The organism is Chitinophaga ginsengisoli (assembly GCF_003014595.1).
GTDB classification, from domain to species: domain Bacteria; phylum Bacteroidota; class Bacteroidia; order Chitinophagales; family Chitinophagaceae; genus Chitinophaga; species Chitinophaga ginsengisoli.
Genome location: NZ_PYGK01000001.1, coordinates 54146 through 72389, shown reverse-complemented (window position 1 = coordinate 72389; position 18244 = coordinate 54146). Strand labels below are relative to the sequence as shown.

The window sequence follows — 18244 nt, the reverse complement described above, 5'->3', positions numbered from 1 at the left end:
AAGAAACTGGTAAAATATTTAACATCTTATTTACCAGTGCTAAAACGGATAAGCGAGAATGAAGGGAATACTACTAATCTTGTTTATACCAATTAACAATAAATTAAATTTTTAACTAAAATATTGGCCCTTTCTTGATATACATTAACTTCCGATTAACAAATGTAGACGATAATTGTACGGTAGTGAATCCTCCGGTGAAGAATATGTAAATTGGGTGTTTAAACCTGACCAGCTATGAGAAGCATTTTCCAGTTATTTATCAGAGGAGGCATTCCCGTCTCGGCCCCTGTAAATATGGAAACATCCGTTCCTGTGAATACCATCCCCGGAAGAAATATCCCAGTATTGTTTTGTTTGTCGATTATAGCAGCCGCTGCGGCCGCTATGATAACAGAAGGGCTGATCATGGCTATGCAGGCGCTGAGCACTTATTGCGGACTGCCTGGTATGTCCAGAGATCTGGACGAGCACAATTTAATGGTCCTGCTGATACCGGTCATTGTTACCCTTCTTATAGCGCTTGTGTTACGTTATGCCGGTGACAGGGTAAGGCAACTGTTAAGACCTGTGCAGAGTATCCTGTCCATTAACGCAGGCATCCCGCTTGGTCTGGAAGGTGCACTGGCTGATATGCCTTTTGTGGCGGTCAGCCAGGTAAAAAGAGCCGGCGTCCGGGAGAAACAGATCCTGGCAGCAGCAGCTATAGCGGGAGGTATTGCATTTCTTTTTGGAAGTCCCCTGGCGGCTATCGCCCTAATTATAGAATTACTGATGGTTGAACTGACCTGGGTAGGTATTACCGCCGTCATATTGGGTGGAGGAACCGGTATGCTGTTACATTACCTGCTGCGCGGCAGCGACGCCATATTTATGATGCCGGAGGTAACAATGGCGGGTGTGCCGGCATTGCTGGGGTATACCGTTACCGGATTATTGGTTGGGTTAGTAGCGATCCTCGCCAGGAAGATGCTCAATGGAATAGGCCATCTCTTTCGGAAGCTACCAGTTGATAAATTATGGTGGCCTGTGGCAGGAGCTATGCTCACCGGCATAATTGGATATTTTTCCCCCGAGATCCTGGGGGCGGGTTATGAACATATAGACAGCCTCCTGCTGGGGCAGGTGACCTTGCAATTCCTTGTAGTAATGGCCCTGGGGAAATTATTACTGATGAGTATTACTGTAGGCAGTGGTATCCCGGGAGGGACAATGGCCCCCTTACTAGTTTCCGGAGGAGCCCTGGGCCTGTTTGTTACCTTCCTGTTGCAATTCATGTTCCCCGCGGTGCAGCTGAACTTTGCGCTGGCAGCTTTGGTAGGCATGACGGCCATGTTTGCCGGAGGAAACAGGGTACTGCCTGCCGCTATCTTTTTTGCTATAGAAACTACCCATGTTACGAATGCCCTGTTGCCGGTTATCTGCGGATGTACTGCCGCATACCTGGTGGTATTCCTGCTGGCAAAAAAGAAGGTAGCACAGCCGGCTGTGCTACCTGAAAATGTCTCTTAACCCTGGCGGATTTATTCAGCCACTACTTTTAATCCTACTATAGAAGCGATCAGCATGAAGAGGAAAAACAGGCGCCAGAATGCTGCTGGTTCCTTAAACAACAGCATACCTGCAATAGCGGTGCCGGCAGCGCCAATACCCGTCCATACGGCATAGGAAGTACCGATAGGAAGTCCGCTGTTAATAGCCTTGTTGAGGAACAGAAAGCTCAGCGAGATACAGGCGAAGAAGCCGATAGTAGGCCAGAGCCGTGTAAAGTTTTCAGAATATTTCAATGAGATGGTAAAGCCGATTTCAAATAATCCACCGATAATCAGGAATATCCAGGCCATGATGAATGCGTTTTAATGATATTTAAAATTGCAGATCCTCCCTTACGGCCATAATGCCTTAGCAGCAATCCGTATAATGGGAATATGCGTGTTACGTGTTATAGCAATGGTGTTATTGTGTAATGTTACAGCATGACATTACCTGCATAACCAGGATTCGTCGTTGCCGGCCGCATAATGGAATACGGCATAGGCGATGGAGATATGATATGTAGGAAACCTTAACACGGATGCAAAGATACATAATCTTAAGGGGCTAGTAACTACTCACAAACCTGTAGAGGTTGAATGCACCGCTGTTCATTTGTTGTAATATCTGCTGCTGGAGTGCACGGCGGTTCACATCTTTCATGCGCCGGTGTTGTAATAACTGGTAGGCCTTTTCTGCCAGCAATAAAGCATGATGCTGATGATTGGCCTGCACTTGTTGCTGATGACTTGTAATCGCGTTGACCAACGCAGCTAATCCCTCTTCCCTGGTAGCGATAGTTTTCAAAACCGGTATCTCCCAGTTTTCTTTATACCTGCTATGTGCCAGTAATCTGAGGTTCTTAACAAATTCATCTGCATTATCCCGGTCTGCCTTATTGACCACAAAGATATCGGCAATTTCCATGAGCCCCGCTTTCATCGTTTGTATCTCATCTCCTGCTTCGGGTACTACCACCACCACAGTTGTGTCGGCAATACCTGCAATTTCTACTTCACTCTGTCCTACTCCTACCGTCTCAATAAACAGGTAGTCGAACCCGGCTGCTTTTATCAGGTCGCTGACTTCTATGATCTTAGGGCTAAGGCCACCTAAAGCCCCTCTGCTGGCCATAGAACGGATATATACCTGCTGGTTGTCGAAGTGTTGTCCCATACGGATGCGATCGCCCAGTAAGGCGCCATAGTTGAATGGTGAAGAAGGATCAATGGCGATGATCGCAATGCGTTTGTCCTGACCCAACAGGAAAGTTATCAGCGCATTCACGAGTGTGCTTTTTCCTGCTCCCGGAGGACCGGTAATACCTATCACCCGGGTATTACTGTTCACAGGAAGAGCTTCCAGTAATTCCTGATAGCCGGCAGCTTCATTTTCAACAAGTGAAATACTCCTTGCAAGGGCCTTGATTTCTTTATTCAGTAATGCAGTTAAGAGGGGCTGGTGCATGCATCTAAATTACGTAATTCATTATTGATTATATATCTTCGCAAACATTATATCTCCTATATGAAAGTATCAGGGTTCACCTTTGTTCGAAATGCGGTAAAGTATGATTATCCGGTAGTTGCAGCTATCAGCTCCATTCTCCCATTGTGTGATGAAGTGATTGTCAGCGTGGGTAATTGTGATGATGGTACCCTGGAACTGATCCAATCCATCGGCTCTCCCAAGATAAAGATCACGCATTCCGTATGGGATGATTCTCTGAAAGAAGGAGGCCGTATCCTTGCAGTAGAAACAGATAAAGCATTTGCACACGTCAATCCTGATGCTGACTGGGCATTTTATATACAGGCAGATGAAGTGGTGCATGAACAGGACTATCCTGCTATTCGTGCAGCCATGCAGGAACACCTTGATGACAAGCGCGTGGAAGGATTACTGTTTAAGTACATGCACTTCTTCGGCAGCTATGATTATATCGGCGATTCACGTACGTGGTATCAGCATGAGATCAGGGTGATCCGCAATGATAAGCGTATCTCTTCTTACCGCGATGCGCAAGGTTTTAGAAAGGAAGGACAGAAACTACATGTGAAGCGTGTGAATGCTAGCATGTATCATTACGGATGGGTAAAAGATCCGCAGACACAGGCGCAGAAACTGAACAATTCCTTTCAGTTATATCATGGTACTAATGAAGAACTGGTCACTAATCGTGTGGCTATTGCTGCATTCGATTATGGCGAAGTGGACTCACTGGCGCCTTTTAAAGGCACACATCCTGAAGTGATGAAAGAGCGGATCAAAAAGAAGAACTGGCAATTCTCACATGATATCAGCCGGAAGAAATTCTCTTTTAAAGACAATATTTTATACTGGATAGAGAAGGCGACAGGTAAACGTTTATTCGACTACAGGAATTATAAAGTTATTTAAAGCAGTCATCAGGAATGGGTTGTACTCATTCCTGATGCCCTGTAAATATGATCAATACAGGCTTCTGTACAATTTGATATATTCTCTCGCGTTAGTATCCCAACTGAATTTTCCCGCATGTTGCTGTATGGCGTTAGCCGGATTGTTGGCGGCATAATGTGTTAATCCCTCTTCTAATACTTGTTGCATATGTTCTTTATCGAACTGTTTGAAATAGTAGGCAGCATCGCCTCCTATTTCAGGTAAGCTGGTTTTGTCTGAAAGGAAAACAGGTTTGCCAAAATGCATAGCTTCCACCACAGGTGCGCCAAAACCTTCCGCCACAGAGGGGAACATAAAGGCTTTACAACTTTTATAGTACCAGTATTTCTCTTCATCTGTGATGCTGCCGAGTAATTTAACACGGGAGCTTACACCGTATTTCGCCGCTTCTTCTTCTATTTTCTTAAAATAATCGCCCGGCGTTTTTCCTGCTATCAGCAATTCATAGTCATTATGCTCCAGCAGTTTTGGTAATACGTGGAAATTCTTTTTAGGAAGGACCATACCGATAGCGAACAGGAATGGCACTGTAGGTCGGTATTGTGGAGCATCGAAGCCAGGAAACTCTTTTATTTCGGAGCCCTGATAAATGATACTGCATTTACTTTTAGGCACCTTGATATATTCCTGTATAGTGTTCAGTGTGAATTGAGAGATGGCAACGATATGATCGGTTTCATCTACCTGTTGTTGTATCGCTTCCAGTGCCCTGCTTTTTTCCCCCTTGCTTTTATTGGGCTCAAAAAGAAAGTTGAGGTCATGAATAGTGAGGATGGTCTTCTTCGCTTTCTTTCGTGGCCATACATTACCTGTCTGATGCACAGCATGCCATATATCCATTTCGGACGGATGAAAGGCATAGCGGTGATACCATTTGTAAGGGATCTTTTTGAAATCGCCTTTAAAGTCTTTGAAACCGGCAGGCAGATAATAGCTCAGTTGTTCGTCGTCTGCCTTCAGCTGTAGCAGGCGTTGGCCCAGCTGTATACAGAAGGTGTACAGACCGTTATGAGGATATTTTAATTTCTCGAAGTCTAAACCGATATGATGCATATGATAAAAGTAGGATAAGTTAGTAGAGACTACGATAGATCTGTAAGTAATTTTTTGCCGCATGATCGAAAGTCATGGAGGCGGCCCGTTCCTTCATAGCGGTAACAGGCTGTGTGTTGTTGAAATGCTGCATGCCTTCTTTAAAGACCTGCTGCATATGTGAAGCTGAGAAGTCGCGGAAGTAATAGCACAAGGGGCCACCTACTTCCGGCAGACTGGTCTTATCAGAGAGAAAGCAGGGCTTGCCTTCACTCAGGGCATCTACAACCGGCAGGCCGAATCCTTCCGCCAGCGATGGAAATGCAAATGCTGTACAACGGTGATAATACCAGTATCTCTCCTGACTGGAGATGCTACCCAGCACTTTCACACGATCAGCTACCTGGTATTCGGCTGCAGTAGCCAGTATTTTTTCTTTATAGGCTTCGTCAAAAATAGGACCTGCAATGACCAGTTCATAGTCATTATCCTGCAACAGCGGCGGCAGTACTGCAAAGTTCTTTTTAGTATCTATACTGCCTATTGCAAAGATAAAAGGGCGTTGAGGCTGGTATGCCGGGCTATCGAAGTCCGGAAAGGTTTCCAGCGTGCCGCCATTATATATCACACTGGCGGGTTTGTTGTGAAGATCAAGGTGTTGTTTGACATCTTCAAGTACAAACCGAGAGATGGTAACGATATGGTCTGCGCGGTCTATATTCCGTTGTATCTTTTTTAATACGGAGTCTCTCTTTGCAGGAGAGATGGATTGCTGATGAATAACGTTGAGATCGTGTATAGTCAGCACATGCCTGGTATTCTTGTTGGACGGTCGGAAATGAGAAGATTGGAAAGATGTATGCCAGATATTCAACTGCGGGAAAGAGGGCATTAACCAGCGATGCAATTTCCTGTTGATGATATATTGTTCCTGCGGACCAAAAAAACCTTTTCGATTGGCCGGCACATAAAACACAACTTTTTCATCTGCTGCTTTGTTGCGGAGCAGCGCGTTACCGAACTGTTTACAGTACTCAAAGAGTCCGGTATTGGCGTATCTCATTTTCTCGCAATCAAACAATATTTGCCGCATGGATAACATTTAGATTTGAAGCTGAGAGCTTTATCGTCCCGTCAGATTCTTTTCAGCGTATCGGGCAAATATAGAGAAGATCCTTATATATTTCATTGGTAACGACTAATTCTATAATTTAGGCTATATGACGAATTTTATTCCAATATTCCCCCTTGGTGTTGTAGTATACCCGGATGAGCAGTTGAACCTGCATATTTTTGAGCCGAGATATAAACAGCTTATCAGAGATTGCATTGCCGATAATAAACCGTTTGGCATTCCCGCAGTGATCGATAAAAAAATGGTGGAGTATGGTACACTGGTGGAAATCGTAAGGGTAGAGAAAACCTATGATAATGGAGAAATGGATGTAGTAACCCGCGGTGTTAAAGTATTCAGGATATTGGAGGTGATTAGGAGTATTCCCGATAAGATGTTCACAGGAGCGATCGTTTCCTACCCTGAGAATCATTCCAACAGTAATGTGCGTCTGCAGGCACAGGTACTGCAGGCTCTGAGGGAGCTGCATCACATCCTGCAGATCAGCAAGACCTTTAAAAAGGCGGATGAAGAGCTTGTGGCATATGATATTGCCCATCATGCCGGACTGTCCCTGCATGAGGAATATGAGGTGCTTCACCTTTTCCAGGAATTGCAGCGCCTGGAGTACCTGAAGCGCCACCTGCTGAAAGTCATACCGGTAATGGCGGAGATGGAACGGCTGAAAGACAGGGTGAAACTGAACGGCCATTTCAGGAATCTGACTGCCGGCGATATCTAAAAGGAAGCCTCCCTTTCCGGGTTCCTGGTTTGCCGGGGATTGTCTACATTTGGGGCCGAAAAACGCCCGCGTTGGGCCTCCATTAATCACGAATATGAACAGAATTATAGCGCGTTTAGCGTTTGTTTTTTCTCTTCTGGCGATGGTATCCTGTGAGAACGATATGAATGCCATCATGAACCTCGATAAGAGTACTACAGCCGTTGAAGAGGGAAAAGATATAGAATCCATGTACAGCCAGACGGGACGTGTAAAAGCGAAGCTGACGGCGCCGGTGATGCTCAGGCATCTGAAACCTCCTGTATATGTTGAGTTTAGCAAAGGGCTTAAAGTGCTGTTTTACAATGACAGCCTTAATGTGGAAAGCACCCTCACCGCCAGGTACGGAAAGTATTTCGAGAACGATGCTAACATCTTCCTCAAAGATCATGTAGTGGTGATCAACAAAAAGGGGGAAAGACTGGATTGTGAAGAGTTGAACTGGGATTCCAAACTACAAAAGTTCCTGTCAAACAAACCGGTACGTATCAGCACTGTTACTGACACGCTGTATGGTACGGGATTAGAATCCAACCAGGATTTCAGTGATTACACGATTCTGCACCCGAGTGGTCCGTTTACTATACAGGACAGCACGATGGCACAGTAACAATATTACCGGCTTATCCGGCCACAACGAGAACGGCCCGACATTGCATATGCAATGTCGGGCCGTTTCGCTTTAACCTATTTTTAACCTAAAATTTTGTCTCTATAAAAACGCAAGAACCATGCCATTAAGTATGTGCAAATAGCAGGATTTTTCCTGATATAAGCACGAAAGTTTATCTGACACCAGCATCTGTTACGGGGCTTATCTGACTTTGAAATCGGAGGTGTTTTATTAAGTGTTGGTTTAATGATAGTTATCATGAGAATGTATTACAAACGTTTTCGCTGGGATATGGTTTAAAAAATTATTGTATTAGTTTGACTACTACTATTTTTTTATTATTTTCCACTTATAGATTTCTAATATGGGGACAATTAACTGGGCAGATTTTGAGAAAGTAGAGATCCGGGTGGGTACGATTACTGAGGTGGCTGAATTTCCAAAGGCTAAGAATCCGGCTTATCAGCTGACTATTGATTTCGGACCGGAATTAGGTATAAAACGATCTTCCGCCCAGATCACGAAGTTATATAACCGTGAGGAGCTGATTGGAAAACAGGTGGTAGCGGTTGTAAACTTCCCCGTAAAGCAGATCGCTAACTTCTTTTCGGAGTGTCTGGTGCTGGGAGTTGTTGGTAACGACAAGGAAATTGTGCTGCTTCGGCCCGATAAAACTGTTGCTAACGGGCTAAGAATTGCCTAAAATGATAACTTATTGATAGTATATTCACTATTGAATAGTGAAAATATACAATTGAAAATTAATATAATATGATAATATTTAGTATATGATTGCTGACCTATCCAAACAGGCTGTTTTACGAACTATTTTATAACGTTCACGGAAATGGCGTGTCATGACATGGGAGCCTGCTATATCTTTGGCTCAGGTTTTTCATAGGATATGGTTAAAATTATTACAAGGGCGGTATTCTTACCGCCCTTCTATTTTAGAGTTCGTTCCCCGTTCTAAGCTCTATTTGCCTCAAGTGATTGACTTTCAATTATACTTATCTAGAAAGCCTCGGAAAGGCTCCCAGAAAACCCCTGAAAATGGGTATTTTTTTCCCTACTTATCCTTATACGTTCACCTTCTGTTTCGATACGTTCCCCAAGTAAAATATAGCATTCACTAGAATGGCCTTTGAGTGTATGCAAAATACGCGCACCTTTGGTACAGGTTTTTCAATAAAGATATGGTTAAAATTTTTCGGGGCTGTAGTCTTGCAGCCCCGTTTCTTTTTCCTGAAGTCTTCGTCTTTTAACCCAGAACCTTCCCCAGCAACGGTTTTCCTTCTTTTAATACTGAAATTGACTTATTATACGTACCCGCGATGGGCCCGTAATGTGTCCTTTCTCTCCTGGACGTTTACCTGTAAAAGAGATACGTTCACCGGAAATGAGGGTTATTTTGCTGGCGTTCCTGATAACGTTAAACCGGTAAATCCATACGTTCACGGATGGAATATGTCCCTTTGCCATTCCTGAGCCTTCTTGCCTTCGTTTTTTCTGCTTTTAGCCTTTAGTCCCTGACGTATCTCAAAATAACAGCGGAGCTTATCAGCTGGCTTTGGATTAGCCCGATTCATGGGTATTGGATTATGTTTATCGGAAAGGCTGCAGGTGGGATCCCTGGCTGAGTTCTTTGAAGCTTCTTGTCTGGGTGACTTGGGGAGGTCGTATTGGGCATTGGGATATCTATTAAACCCCTGGTGGGGCGTATCAACAGCTTCAAATAACTTAGGCCAGGGATTCCCACCTGCCCCTTTCCTGCGCCAAAACGGGTTATCGGGTGCTTTCTGACGAGGGGAATGAAATGCCTTTTCAATTGCAGAAATCAATTGCTGTAATTTCCATCGCATTAGGAATACCAACTAAATAACTGCCGTCTTCCTTTTATCGGAACCCCGAAGTAGCGGAAGGCTTCAGGTGGAGCCCCAAGGCCTAAGTTGTTTGAAGCTGCCGATACGCCCCACCAGGGGTTTAATTAACCAACCAACGGCCCAATACGACCTTCCCAGGCCCCATAGACAAGCAGCTTCAAAGAACTCAGCCGAGGGCCCACCTGAAGCCGCAGCGAGAGCTGCAACAAAACGGAACCATCAACAATCTCCTACTAAAAGCCAGCAAAAAAAAGCCGGTCAGCATAACGCTAACCGGCTCCGGAAGAATATCAAAAAGATCATTACTGCTCAAATTCCTTTGGAAAAGGACGCTCCAGCAGATAACTATAAATGAAACGGTACATTTCATTATCGCTGTGCCTGTTCTTGACGCTGTTACGCCAGCCATGCCGTTCACCCGGATACACCATAAATTCAAAATGCTTCCCAAGGTTCTCCAGCTTATCAACAAACTGAATGCTGTTCTGCATATGCACATTGTCATCCATGGTGCCATGTACGATACGGAGAAGGCCTTTATAGCGATCAGCGTAAGTGATAGGAGAAGTAATACGGTAACCTTCAGGATTCTCCTGCGGCGTATCCATATAACGTTCCGTATAGTGGCTGTCATACAGCTGCCAGTCAGTTACGGCAAAGTTAGCCACACCATGTGTGAAGACATCTGCGCCATAAGTTAGTGCCATACAGGTCATATAACCGCCAAAACTGCCACCAGTGATACAAACTTTGGTGGTGTCAGTCCAGGGCTGTGCCCTCAGCCATTTTGCGGCATCCATATAGTCTTCAATTTCACGTTTACCCAGCTGACGGTGGATGTAGTTCATCCCCATTTTACCCAGCTGTCCGGAACTGCGGTTGTCGATGACAACCTGGATAACGCCTTCCTGCGCCCACCACTGGGTGCTGAGCGGCATCTTCCAGTTGTCGTATACGGAACCGGCATCAGGACCGCCATAAATGCTGATCAGGATAGGGTATTTTTTACCTGGCTGCATGTTGAATGGCATGGTGATAGTCATGGGAAGTTCCAGGCCGTCACGGGTCTTGTAGTATTGCATGGCGGTGCCGGCGAGATTGTATTGGCCGAACTGGCTGCCTCTGGCATCGCCGAGTTCCCTGATCACCTTGCCTTTATTGTTCAGCAGCGCCATTCTGGGCGGAGTGGACAGATTGGAGTAGGTGGTTACAAAATAGCTGCCATTAGGGCTCATGTCTACAGCGTGGTAGTAATCGCCGAAGGTGAGGCGGGTGATAGCCCCCGTTTTCATGCTAACCTGGTAGAGGTCTATTCGGGGCGAGGCCTCCTTACGGGCGGTGAAGTAGATGATGCCTTGTTTATTGTCGATCGCGGTTATGTCTTTTACTGTCCAGTTGCCGGAAGTTAGCTGTTTGTTCAGTGAGCCATCGGCGTTATGCCAGTAGAGGTGTGCCCAGCCGCTTTTATCGCTTCTCAGGATAAACCCTTTGCCTCCTGTGAGGAAGGGGATGTTGTCATACCAGTCGATCCAGGTGGATTGTTTCTCATCATAAATTTCCTTTTTCTGGCCGTTGTCAGGATTGATCTCGTAGATCTTCAGGTTGTCCTGTCCGCGGTTCATCCACTGTACCCAGAGGCGTCCTTCAGGGGTAAAGAAAGGGGCGCCGAAGTACTGGTCGTCTTTCTCGTTGAAGTCAGCCCATAAGGTTTTGCCACCGGTTACAGGCACGGTACCTATTTTCACGGCTGGGTTGGTGTCGCCAGCTTCAGGATAGCGGGTGTTTTCCAGGTAGCCGTGCTGTCCTTTTTCACTGTAGATAGGGAAGACGGGTACTTTGGAATCGTCGAAATGCATGTATGCCAGGTAACGGCTATCGGGGCTCCACCAGAAAGCGCGATATCTGGAGGCGCGGCCCAGGATCTCTTCGTAATATACCCAGGAAGCCCAACCGTTGTAGACTACGTCAGAGCCGTCTGTGGTGTAGCGGATCTCCTTCTTAGTGGCGATCTCAATGCTGTAGAGGTCATTGGTGCGGGTAAAGGCAACATACTTACCGTCAGGAGAAAGTGTAGGGTTCTTTTCCTGGGCGGTATCACTGGTGAGTTTTGTTTCGGTGCCTTCGGCAGAAGTATAGATGATATCGTGATCACGTACCTGTACGGTCGCTCCTTCCGGAGGGGTAGCATAAGGTTCAGCTTTGCCGGTGGCGGCATCTACCTTCCAGGCTTTGGAGGCACCGCCCGTAGTGCGGTATTCGATATAGTGTGTGTCGTCAGCCCATCCCCTGATGGAGGGTAGTGGTTGATAAAGGCCGGTCGTTTCTCCTCTGAAGATCTGGCGGAATGACAGGTCTTTTTTGTCCTGTGCCTGCACGCTGAGACTGAGAAAGCTCAGCACTGTCAAACAGGCTGACCCGTAACGTGTTGTATGCATGTTTAGCTCTTGTTGTAAAATTTCCTTGTAAAAGAGCTAAAAAATAATCAAATAAAGAAATGATCAACCTCAATTTACGGATGGGCGGAGTAAAGACACTATTTTCCGGTATTAGCTACCATAATGGCCGCGGCCATCAGGGCAACATCCTTCAGTAGCATGGTGAGCGATGGCAGGTCTTCAGTGGCATGTGGAATATGCACCAGCACAATGACAATGAGCAGGAAAAGTGCCAGCAGGTATCCTGCGAGTTTTACCTGGACGTTTATGATAAAGGAGATCGCGGCGAGTATCAGCCCCAGGCCGGTAATATAAACCCAGATGACGCCGCCAGGAATAGGTACAACGGCTGCCATGATTTTGGCATGTACAAGGTGGGTAATCCCAAAAAGACCCATAACAACAGCGTAAATGATAATAGCGATTCTGGTAGGAACGATAGTTTTCATACGGTTTTGGATTTTTAACAAATGTAGGGGGAAATGGTTAACGGAATCATTCGTGCTAATCGGTCCGCCGGTGGCGCGGCCATATTGTTTGTAGCGCGGGGTGCAACCCTGGGACAACGGAACGGAACACCACCGGAATGCAAAACGGGCGTATCACAATTATGATACACCCGTTTAAAATATTATTAAGAACCTTTTAACCGGCTCAGACCTTCCCGAAGGGAAAAAATATTATACCGTCTTCTCCGGTTTCATCTGCGGGAAGAACAACACATCCTGGATGGACGGCTGATTGGTCATGATCATGGTAAGACGATCAATACCGATACCGATACCGGAGGTAGGCGGCATACCATATTCCAGGGCGCGGAGGAAGTCATAGTCAATGTACATCGCTTCATCATCACCGCGTTCCATCAACTGTACCTGCTCTTCAAAGCGTGCACGCTGGTCGATCGGGTCATTCAGCTCACTATAGGCGTTAGCCAGTTCCTTACCGTTCACCATCAGTTCGAAACGCTCTACCAGTCCTGGTTTGCTACGGTGTTTCTTGGTCAGCGGACTCATTTCCACCGGATAATCGATGATGAAGGTAGGCTGTACGTATGACGCCTCACATTTCTCACCGAAGATCTCATCTATCAGTTTACCCTTACCCATACTTGGTTTTACATGGATACCCAGCTGGCCACAGGTAGCACGCAGCTGATCTTCGTTCATGTTAGATACGTCGATACCGGTATGTTCGAGGATGGCGTCGTACATGCTGATCCTGCGGAAAGGCGCTTTAAAGTTGATGGTTCTCTCTCCTACCTGTACTTCTGTAGTACCGTGGAGGGCGATCGCGATCTTTTCCAGCAGGATCTCTGTGGTACGCATCATCCACTCATAGTCTTTATAGGCGGCGTACATTTCCATTACGGTGAATTCCGGGTTGTGGGTACGGTCCATACCCTCGTTACGGAAGTCTTTCGCAAATTCGTATACACCTTCAAAACCACCTACGATGAGGCGTTTGAGATACAGTTCATTGGCAATACGGAGGTACAGCGGGATGTCCAGCGCATTGTGGTGGGTAGTGAACGGACGGGCCGCTGCACCACCGGGAATAGGTTGCAGGATAGGTGTTTCCACCTCCAGGTAGCCCATTTCATTATAGAAGTCACGGATCGTCTTCAGGATGAGGGTGCGTTTGATAAACACATCCTTTACCTGCGGATTCACGACCAGGTCTACATAACGCTGACGGTATTTGAACTCAGGATCAGTGACAGCATCGAAAGTTTCTCCTTCCTTCTCACGTACCACGGGTAAGGGACGGATAGATTTTGCCAGCAGGTCCAGTTGGGTTGCATGTATAGATAATTCCCCGGTTTTGGTAATAAAGGCGAAACCTTTCACACCTATGATATCACCGAGGTCGAGAAGTTTCTTGAAAACGGTATCGAACATGGTTTTGTCGTCGCCGTTGCTGATATCGTCACGACGCACATATAACTGGATACGTGTAGTATGGTCCTGGATCACCACGAAGGCGGCCTTTCCCATATCGCGTACACTCATGATACGGCCGGCCAGACATACGTCCTGGAACCGGTCCTTGGTTTCCTCCGTATACAGGGCCTTGATATTGGCAGCCGTATTATTTACCGGATATTCTTCCGCCGGATAAGGGTTGATGCCCAGTTTCTCCAGTTCCTGCAGTTTCTCCCTGCGTATGATCTCTTGCTCAGATAATGGTGTCATGTAGTACTGATTACAATAATGGAGTGCAAAAATAATCGATTTAAAGGGGAAATGAACGAAACATGGAATTGGCACCAAATTTTCATTACTGATAAGACCCCTTTCGGGATTCATCAGCTTCTAAAACAACAAAGGATGAAAACCATTATTGTACCTACAGACTTCTCCGCCACTGCTTACAATGCCGCCCGTTATGCTATGGGGCTGGCGCAGCAGATGGGCACTACCCGGATCGTGCTCTATCATGCATATGAGCTGATAGTGCCTATTCCGGACGTTCCTACCTCCATTCCGATGGTAGATCCCAATGAGCTAAAGGTCAGCAGCCTGGAAGGCCTGGAACGGATGAAACAGGACCTCCTTGCCGAATTGCCGGAAGGGACGGTACTGGACTACCGGGCCGACAATACCCTCCTGGCGGCTAACATCGACAGCCTCAGTAAAGAGGAAAATGCAGACCTGATCGTCATGGGCACTACCGGCGGTAGCCAGCTGGAGGAGATCCTGATCGGCTCCAATACGATAGATGTGGTGAAACATACCACCTGTCCGGTGCTAATAGTGCCTTCCATGGCCGTTTTTAAACCAGTCAGGAAGATCGTTTTTGCCTGTGACTTCAGGAAAGTGGGCACTCATACGCCTGTCTATCCGCTGAAACGCCTGCTGGACGTCTTCAATGCGGAGCTGCATGTGCTGAATATCGACAAGGAAGGTAAGGGCCTGAGTCAGGATACGCCCCAGGCCAGCCTGCTGCTCGACAGTTTGCTGGAAGGCTACCATCCGAAATACCATTTCGTGGATGACAGCAATGTGGTGCACGGTATTATGGAGTTTGCGGATAAGGAACAGGCAGATCTGATCCTGACCATTCCCCGCAAGCATGGACTGTTTGAAGGGATCTTCAAGCGGAGCCGCACCGCTCAGCTGGCATTCCATACACACATTCCGCTGCTGGCTATCCACGAATAACCAGCCATCTTACCATTCGTACATGGATTAAACTTCGGGGCTTCTTTTTGCTCTAACTTTATATCTACGGATCTTAAATATTGTTACTATTTTGCATATCAAACCACAACATCAATCTATGTACAAGAAACTATGTCTATTGTTATTATCCAGTGTGGCTTTATTGCCTGCATCCCAGGCCCAGTTACTGAAAAAACTGGGAGATGCGGCTAATTCTGCTGTATCTAAAGCGTCCGGTTCCAGCAATGTTACCCAGTCAGAAGCAGGTAATGCGATTAAAGAAGCCCTGTCAAAAGGTGTGGCGAATGGTATTGCTTCCCTGAACAAAAAAGATGGCTTTTTCGGAAGTGAAATATATAAGCTCTTATTACCTCCTGACGCGGTGAAGATCGGTAATACCCTCCGTTCCGTGGGTTTAGGCAGCCAGGTGGATAAAGCGATCCTGTCTATTAACCGTGCTGCTGAATCGGCAGTAGGATCTGCTGCGCCTATCTTTGTAGATGCGATCAAGGAAATGAGCATCACTGATGCGCTGAAACTGGTTTCCGGCGGAAATAACGCTGCAACTGAATACTTTAAAGGCAAGACCACTGACAAGCTGAAAGCTGCTTTCTCTCCTGTAGTGAAAAGCAATCTTGATAGCACCAGCGCTACCAAATATTATGGTGACATTGTAACTAGTTACAATAAACTGCCTACTACTTTCAATAAGGTAAATCCTGATCTGCAGGACTATGTAACAGGTATGGCGGTGAATGCACTGTTTGACCAGATTGCCAAGGAAGAAGCGAATATCCGAGCTAATCCTGCTGCAAGAACGACTGACCTGTTAAAGAAAGTGTTCAGTAAATAATTACGCAATCATTCAGGGATAGATATAAAAACGCCTCGTGTCGCAAGACACGAGGCGTTTTTTATTGTGCGGTTGTTATATCGTTCCTGCCAGTAATACCTGCCAGGCGTCCTGTACACGGCCCTGTTCCAATAGGCGTTGTGCATGACGGTGCAGTTCTTTCTCCATCTCGTCGGGCGTGATGCTGTAATACTGGATGATATTCTTCAGATGATCGTCATCAAAGGCCGGATCAACAGTGGGCTGTTGTTGTACATTGGCTAACTGTCCCAGGTTATTGCCTGTCAGAATGTTGCTTTGCCTGATGGCAGATGGTAATGCATCGATACCGATGCCCAGTTCTGTCAGCGGTTTCGCTACTTCGAATACGGCTGCGCCGGATGCCCTGCAGTAATAATCCCCTCCCATCCGGGCTACCAGGTCTATTTTATGTGGATCGATAGCGCCATTTTCATTTAAGATAGCATCGTTGATGTGGATCAGTACCGGTTCGCAGATGATAAGATTACCTGCGCCTCCTTCCGTACCCTGCGGCCGCACTTCCCTGACAATACACTCAAACTGTACGGGACTTTCCTTTACACGGAAAGGTTTCACTTTCTCAGAAGGCTGTGGCGTGAAGCCGGCCTTCTCGAATTCGTTCACACCTTTGGGATATTCGCAGCTGGCAAGGGAGGCTTGCTGTACCATCGCATAGTTGACCACATTGATCACCACTTCCATCGTTTCCAGTACGTTCTCCAGGGTGTGTTTCGTGGTATTATCACGTACCCTGCGGGAGGGTGAGAATATGAGTGTGGGAGGATTGCTCCCGAACAGGTTAAAAAAGCTGAAGGGAGACAGGTTCGGATTTCCGTTCTTATCGACGGTGCTGGCAAAACAAATAGGTCTGGGAGCGATGGCGCCCTGTAAATAGTTATGCAGTTGTGCTGTCTTGATCTGCCCTGGAATGATCTGCATGTAGCGTGTTTATTTTTTCAGTTGCAGAATAGAGAAAGTAGAATCTTCTTCCACAATAGTGTTTGTCAATGTGCCTAGTCCGTCTATCGTCATTTCGACTATGTCGCCGGGCTTCAGCCATTGTTCCTGATAATTTGGATCATTGAGTTTACCGGTGCCATTCAGTTCCAGGAAGCAGCCGGTTCCTACGGTGCCACTGCCTATCACGTCGCCGGGCAGGATGTTGGCGCCGTATGCACAACGTTCGATGATCTCTGCGAAGGTCCAGTCCATATCGCCCATATTACCTTCACTGACCTGTACCCCATTAATACGGCAGGTCATTTTCAGGTTATAGTTCTTACCGGTATGACCTGGTCTGGCTGGAATGAGCAAGTGTTCCAGTTCATCCGGCGTAACCAGCATAGGGCCTATTACAGTGCTGAAATCCTTTCCTTTGGCAGGACCAAGATTGAGTTTCATTTCCTCCATCTGTAGCGTACGTGCGCTCATGTCATTCATGATCATGAAGCCGGCGATGTAGTTGTCTGCTTCAGCAGCAGGTATGTTACGACCGGGTTTACAGATCACGATGGCTACTTCCAGTTCAAAGTCCAGCTTATCAAAATGGTCCGGCATACAGTAAATGTCGCCCGGGCCCTGTATGGCATTATGATTGGTAAAGTAGAAGATCGGATACTGATCAAATTCAGGGATCATCTCTATGCGGCGGTTACGGCGTGCAGCCGCTACGTGTTGACGGAAAGCGTAACCATCACGGCAGGAGGTTGGGAACGGTACCGGCGCCAGTATGTCTACTGACTGGTATGGCACCGGAACGGCAGCGCCGACGGTTTTACCCGCCTTTAACTGTGCTTCCGCTTCACGGGCAATGTCTATCACTTCTTCCCACATGAGCAGAAAATGCTGCATGTTGCCGGGTAATTGAGGATCGAGGTCCTGAGTATTATAAAGTTGATCGCCTACGAGGATGGCCAGCTGGTCAACCTCATCCCGGAGGTAAGTAACAAGTTTCATATTGTAGTTGGTTCTGGTTGTATGATCTGTAAATATAGGTAAAATGAGATCGCTGTAAGTAAATGGACTGGCCGAAAAAAAGATGATGCAGGTATAAGGGTAAGAACGATAAATAGCGTCTGTATAAATGGTCGGCGATAGATAATTTAATATTGTATGTGAGTTGATCCTGTTGACGTTATATGTAGCTTTATCTGACGCAGGGATATACTGCTCCTGTAATTCAATAAATAGGGCTATCATTATACAGCAGACGGTCTATTACCCGACCCCATATAGTGAGTAGATTTTATATTAATATATCCCCGCAACACTTAAGATCGGCATAATATTCGCGGGTAGCTCTTTCGGCTAAAGATCACAGATTAAGAAACGACGTATCATTCGTTTAAGCACTTATTTGCATTAAATAAAGGA

General features: G+C 46.4%; 16 protein-coding genes. 7 read left to right on the top strand and 9 right to left on the bottom strand.

Annotation, left to right across the window (positions count from 1 at the left end; all coding sequences use genetic code 11):
• Positions 1 to 237: 237 nt before the first annotated feature.
• Positions 238 to 1512, top strand: coding sequence for a chloride channel protein (locus tag CLV42_RS00310; protein WP_106599911.1), 1275 nt, complete (start codon positions 238 to 240; stop codon positions 1510 to 1512).
• 11 nt (positions 1513 to 1523) lie between these two features.
• On the opposite strand, the gene CLV42_RS00305 is transcribed toward CLV42_RS00310, so the two are convergent.
• On the bottom strand, positions 1524 to 1844 hold the full coding sequence (locus tag CLV42_RS00305) for a DMT family transporter (RefSeq protein ID WP_106599910.1): 321 nt from the start codon (positions 1842 to 1844) through the stop codon (positions 1524 to 1526).
• A 256-nt stretch (positions 1845 to 2100) separates the two neighbouring features.
• Entirely contained in the window at positions 2101 to 3000 is a 900-nt protein-coding gene (meaB, locus tag CLV42_RS00300; protein ID WP_106599909.1) for a methylmalonyl Co-A mutase-associated GTPase MeaB, read from the bottom strand.
• A gap of 60 nt (positions 3001 to 3060) precedes the next feature.
• Between meaB and CLV42_RS00295 the strand changes: the two genes are divergently transcribed.
• Positions 3061 to 3933, top strand: coding sequence for a glycosyltransferase family protein (locus CLV42_RS00295; protein ID WP_106599908.1), 873 nt, complete (start codon positions 3061 to 3063; stop codon positions 3931 to 3933).
• Positions 3934 to 3984: 51 nt separating this feature from the next.
• On the opposite strand, the gene CLV42_RS00290 is transcribed toward CLV42_RS00295, so the two are convergent.
• The gene (locus CLV42_RS00290; RefSeq protein WP_170117346.1) at positions 3985 to 5028 is read right to left on the bottom strand and encodes a glycosyltransferase family 4 protein; all 1044 of its coding nucleotides are present in this window, start codon (positions 5026 to 5028) and stop codon (positions 3985 to 3987) included.
• Positions 5029 to 5047: 19 nt separating this feature from the next.
• A complete protein-coding gene (locus tag CLV42_RS00285; protein ID WP_170117345.1) occupies positions 5048 to 6100 on the bottom strand; it encodes a glycosyltransferase family 4 protein in 1053 nt (350 codons plus the stop codon).
• Positions 6101 to 6227: 127 nt separating this feature from the next.
• Between CLV42_RS00285 and CLV42_RS00280 the strand changes: the two genes are divergently transcribed.
• From CLV42_RS00280 to CLV42_RS00270, 3 genes are all read left to right on the top strand, one after another.
• A complete protein-coding gene (locus tag CLV42_RS00280; protein ID WP_106599905.1) occupies positions 6228 to 6863 on the top strand; it encodes an LON peptidase substrate-binding domain-containing protein in 636 nt (211 codons plus the stop codon).
• Positions 6864 to 6957: 94 nt separating this feature from the next.
• Positions 6958 to 7512, top strand: coding sequence for an LPS export ABC transporter periplasmic protein LptC (gene lptC, locus CLV42_RS00275; RefSeq protein WP_106599904.1), 555 nt, complete (start codon positions 6958 to 6960; stop codon positions 7510 to 7512).
• A gap of 367 nt (positions 7513 to 7879) precedes the next feature.
• The gene (locus tag CLV42_RS00270; protein WP_106599903.1) at positions 7880 to 8218 is read left to right on the top strand and encodes a tRNA-binding protein; all 339 of its coding nucleotides are present in this window, start codon (positions 7880 to 7882) and stop codon (positions 8216 to 8218) included.
• A 1482-nt stretch (positions 8219 to 9700) separates the two neighbouring features.
• On the opposite strand, the gene CLV42_RS00260 is transcribed toward CLV42_RS00270, so the two are convergent.
• The 3 genes from CLV42_RS00260 to lysS form a co-directional block, all read right to left on the bottom strand.
• Positions 9701 to 11833: a S9 family peptidase gene (locus tag CLV42_RS00260; RefSeq protein ID WP_106599901.1), complete on the bottom strand. Its 2133-nt coding sequence runs from the start codon at positions 11831 to 11833 to the stop codon at positions 9701 to 9703.
• Positions 11834 to 11931: 98 nt separating this feature from the next.
• Positions 11932 to 12282, bottom strand: a complete 351-nt coding sequence (locus CLV42_RS00255; protein WP_106599900.1) for a DoxX family protein — start codon at positions 12280 to 12282, stop codon at positions 11932 to 11934.
• A gap of 231 nt (positions 12283 to 12513) precedes the next feature.
• Positions 12514 to 14028, bottom strand: coding sequence for a lysine--tRNA ligase (gene lysS, locus CLV42_RS00250; RefSeq protein WP_106599899.1), 1515 nt, complete (start codon positions 14026 to 14028; stop codon positions 12514 to 12516).
• A gap of 135 nt (positions 14029 to 14163) precedes the next feature.
• On the opposite strand from lysS, the gene CLV42_RS00245 reads away from it, so the two are divergent.
• Together CLV42_RS00245 and CLV42_RS00240 are read left to right on the top strand one after the other, a co-directional pair.
• Entirely contained in the window at positions 14164 to 14997 is an 834-nt protein-coding gene (locus CLV42_RS00245; RefSeq protein WP_170117344.1) for a universal stress protein, read from the top strand.
• A 118-nt stretch (positions 14998 to 15115) separates the two neighbouring features.
• Positions 15116 to 15850 carry a DUF4197 domain-containing protein gene (locus CLV42_RS00240; RefSeq protein WP_106599897.1) on the top strand — a complete coding sequence of 245 codons (735 nt, stop codon included), beginning with the start codon at positions 15116 to 15118 and terminating at the stop codon, positions 15848 to 15850.
• 75 nt (positions 15851 to 15925) lie between these two features.
• On the opposite strand, the gene CLV42_RS00235 is transcribed toward CLV42_RS00240, so the two are convergent.
• Positions 15926 to 16810 (bottom strand): flavin reductase family protein, encoded by an 885-nt coding sequence (locus CLV42_RS00235; RefSeq protein WP_106599896.1) that lies wholly within the window; start codon positions 16808 to 16810, stop codon positions 15926 to 15928.
• A 9-nt stretch (positions 16811 to 16819) separates the two neighbouring features.
• The gene (locus CLV42_RS00230) at positions 16820 to 18070 is read right to left on the bottom strand and encodes a fumarylacetoacetate hydrolase family protein (protein WP_245901383.1); all 1251 of its coding nucleotides are present in this window, start codon (positions 18068 to 18070) and stop codon (positions 16820 to 16822) included.
• Between the last annotated feature and the right edge of the window lie 174 nt (positions 18071 to 18244).

Coding starts and splice junctions, on each gene's coding strand:
- CLV42_RS00270 (WP_106599903.1), top strand. CDS start 7,880: ATGGGGACAATTAACTGGGCAGATTTTGAGAAAGTAGAGATCCGGGTG.
- CLV42_RS00240 (WP_106599897.1), top strand. CDS start 15,116: ATGTACAAGAAACTATGTCTATTGTTATTATCCAGTGTGGCTTTATTG.
- CLV42_RS00235 (WP_106599896.1), bottom strand. CDS start 16,810: ATGCAGATCATTCCAGGGCAGATCAAGACAGCACAACTGCATAACTAT.
- CLV42_RS00230 (WP_245901383.1), bottom strand. CDS start 18,070: ATGATAGCCCTATTTATTGAATTACAGGAGCAGTATATCCCTGCGTCA.
- CLV42_RS00295 (WP_106599908.1), top strand. CDS start 3,061: ATGAAAGTATCAGGGTTCACCTTTGTTCGAAATGCGGTAAAGTATGAT.
- lptC (WP_106599904.1), top strand. CDS start 6,958: ATGAACAGAATTATAGCGCGTTTAGCGTTTGTTTTTTCTCTTCTGGCG.
- CLV42_RS00310 (WP_106599911.1), top strand. CDS start 238: ATGAGAAGCATTTTCCAGTTATTTATCAGAGGAGGCATTCCCGTCTCG.
- CLV42_RS00290 (WP_170117346.1), bottom strand. CDS start 5,028: ATGCATCATATCGGTTTAGACTTCGAGAAATTAAAATATCCTCATAAC.
- lysS (WP_106599899.1), bottom strand. CDS start 14,028: ATGACACCATTATCTGAGCAAGAGATCATACGCAGGGAGAAACTGCAG.
- CLV42_RS00245 (WP_170117344.1), top strand. CDS start 14,164: ATGAAAACCATTATTGTACCTACAGACTTCTCCGCCACTGCTTACAAT.
- CLV42_RS00285 (WP_170117345.1), bottom strand. CDS start 6,100: ATGCGGCAAATATTGTTTGATTGCGAGAAAATGAGATACGCCAATACC.
- meaB (WP_106599909.1), bottom strand. CDS start 3,000: ATGCACCAGCCCCTCTTAACTGCATTACTGAATAAAGAAATCAAGGCC.
- CLV42_RS00280 (WP_106599905.1), top strand. CDS start 6,228: ATGACGAATTTTATTCCAATATTCCCCCTTGGTGTTGTAGTATACCCG.
- CLV42_RS00260 (WP_106599901.1), bottom strand. CDS start 11,833: ATGCATACAACACGTTACGGGTCAGCCTGTTTGACAGTGCTGAGCTTT.
- CLV42_RS00305 (WP_106599910.1), bottom strand. CDS start 1,844: ATGGCCTGGATATTCCTGATTATCGGTGGATTATTTGAAATCGGCTTT.
- CLV42_RS00255 (WP_106599900.1), bottom strand. CDS start 12,282: ATGAAAACTATCGTTCCTACCAGAATCGCTATTATCATTTACGCTGTT.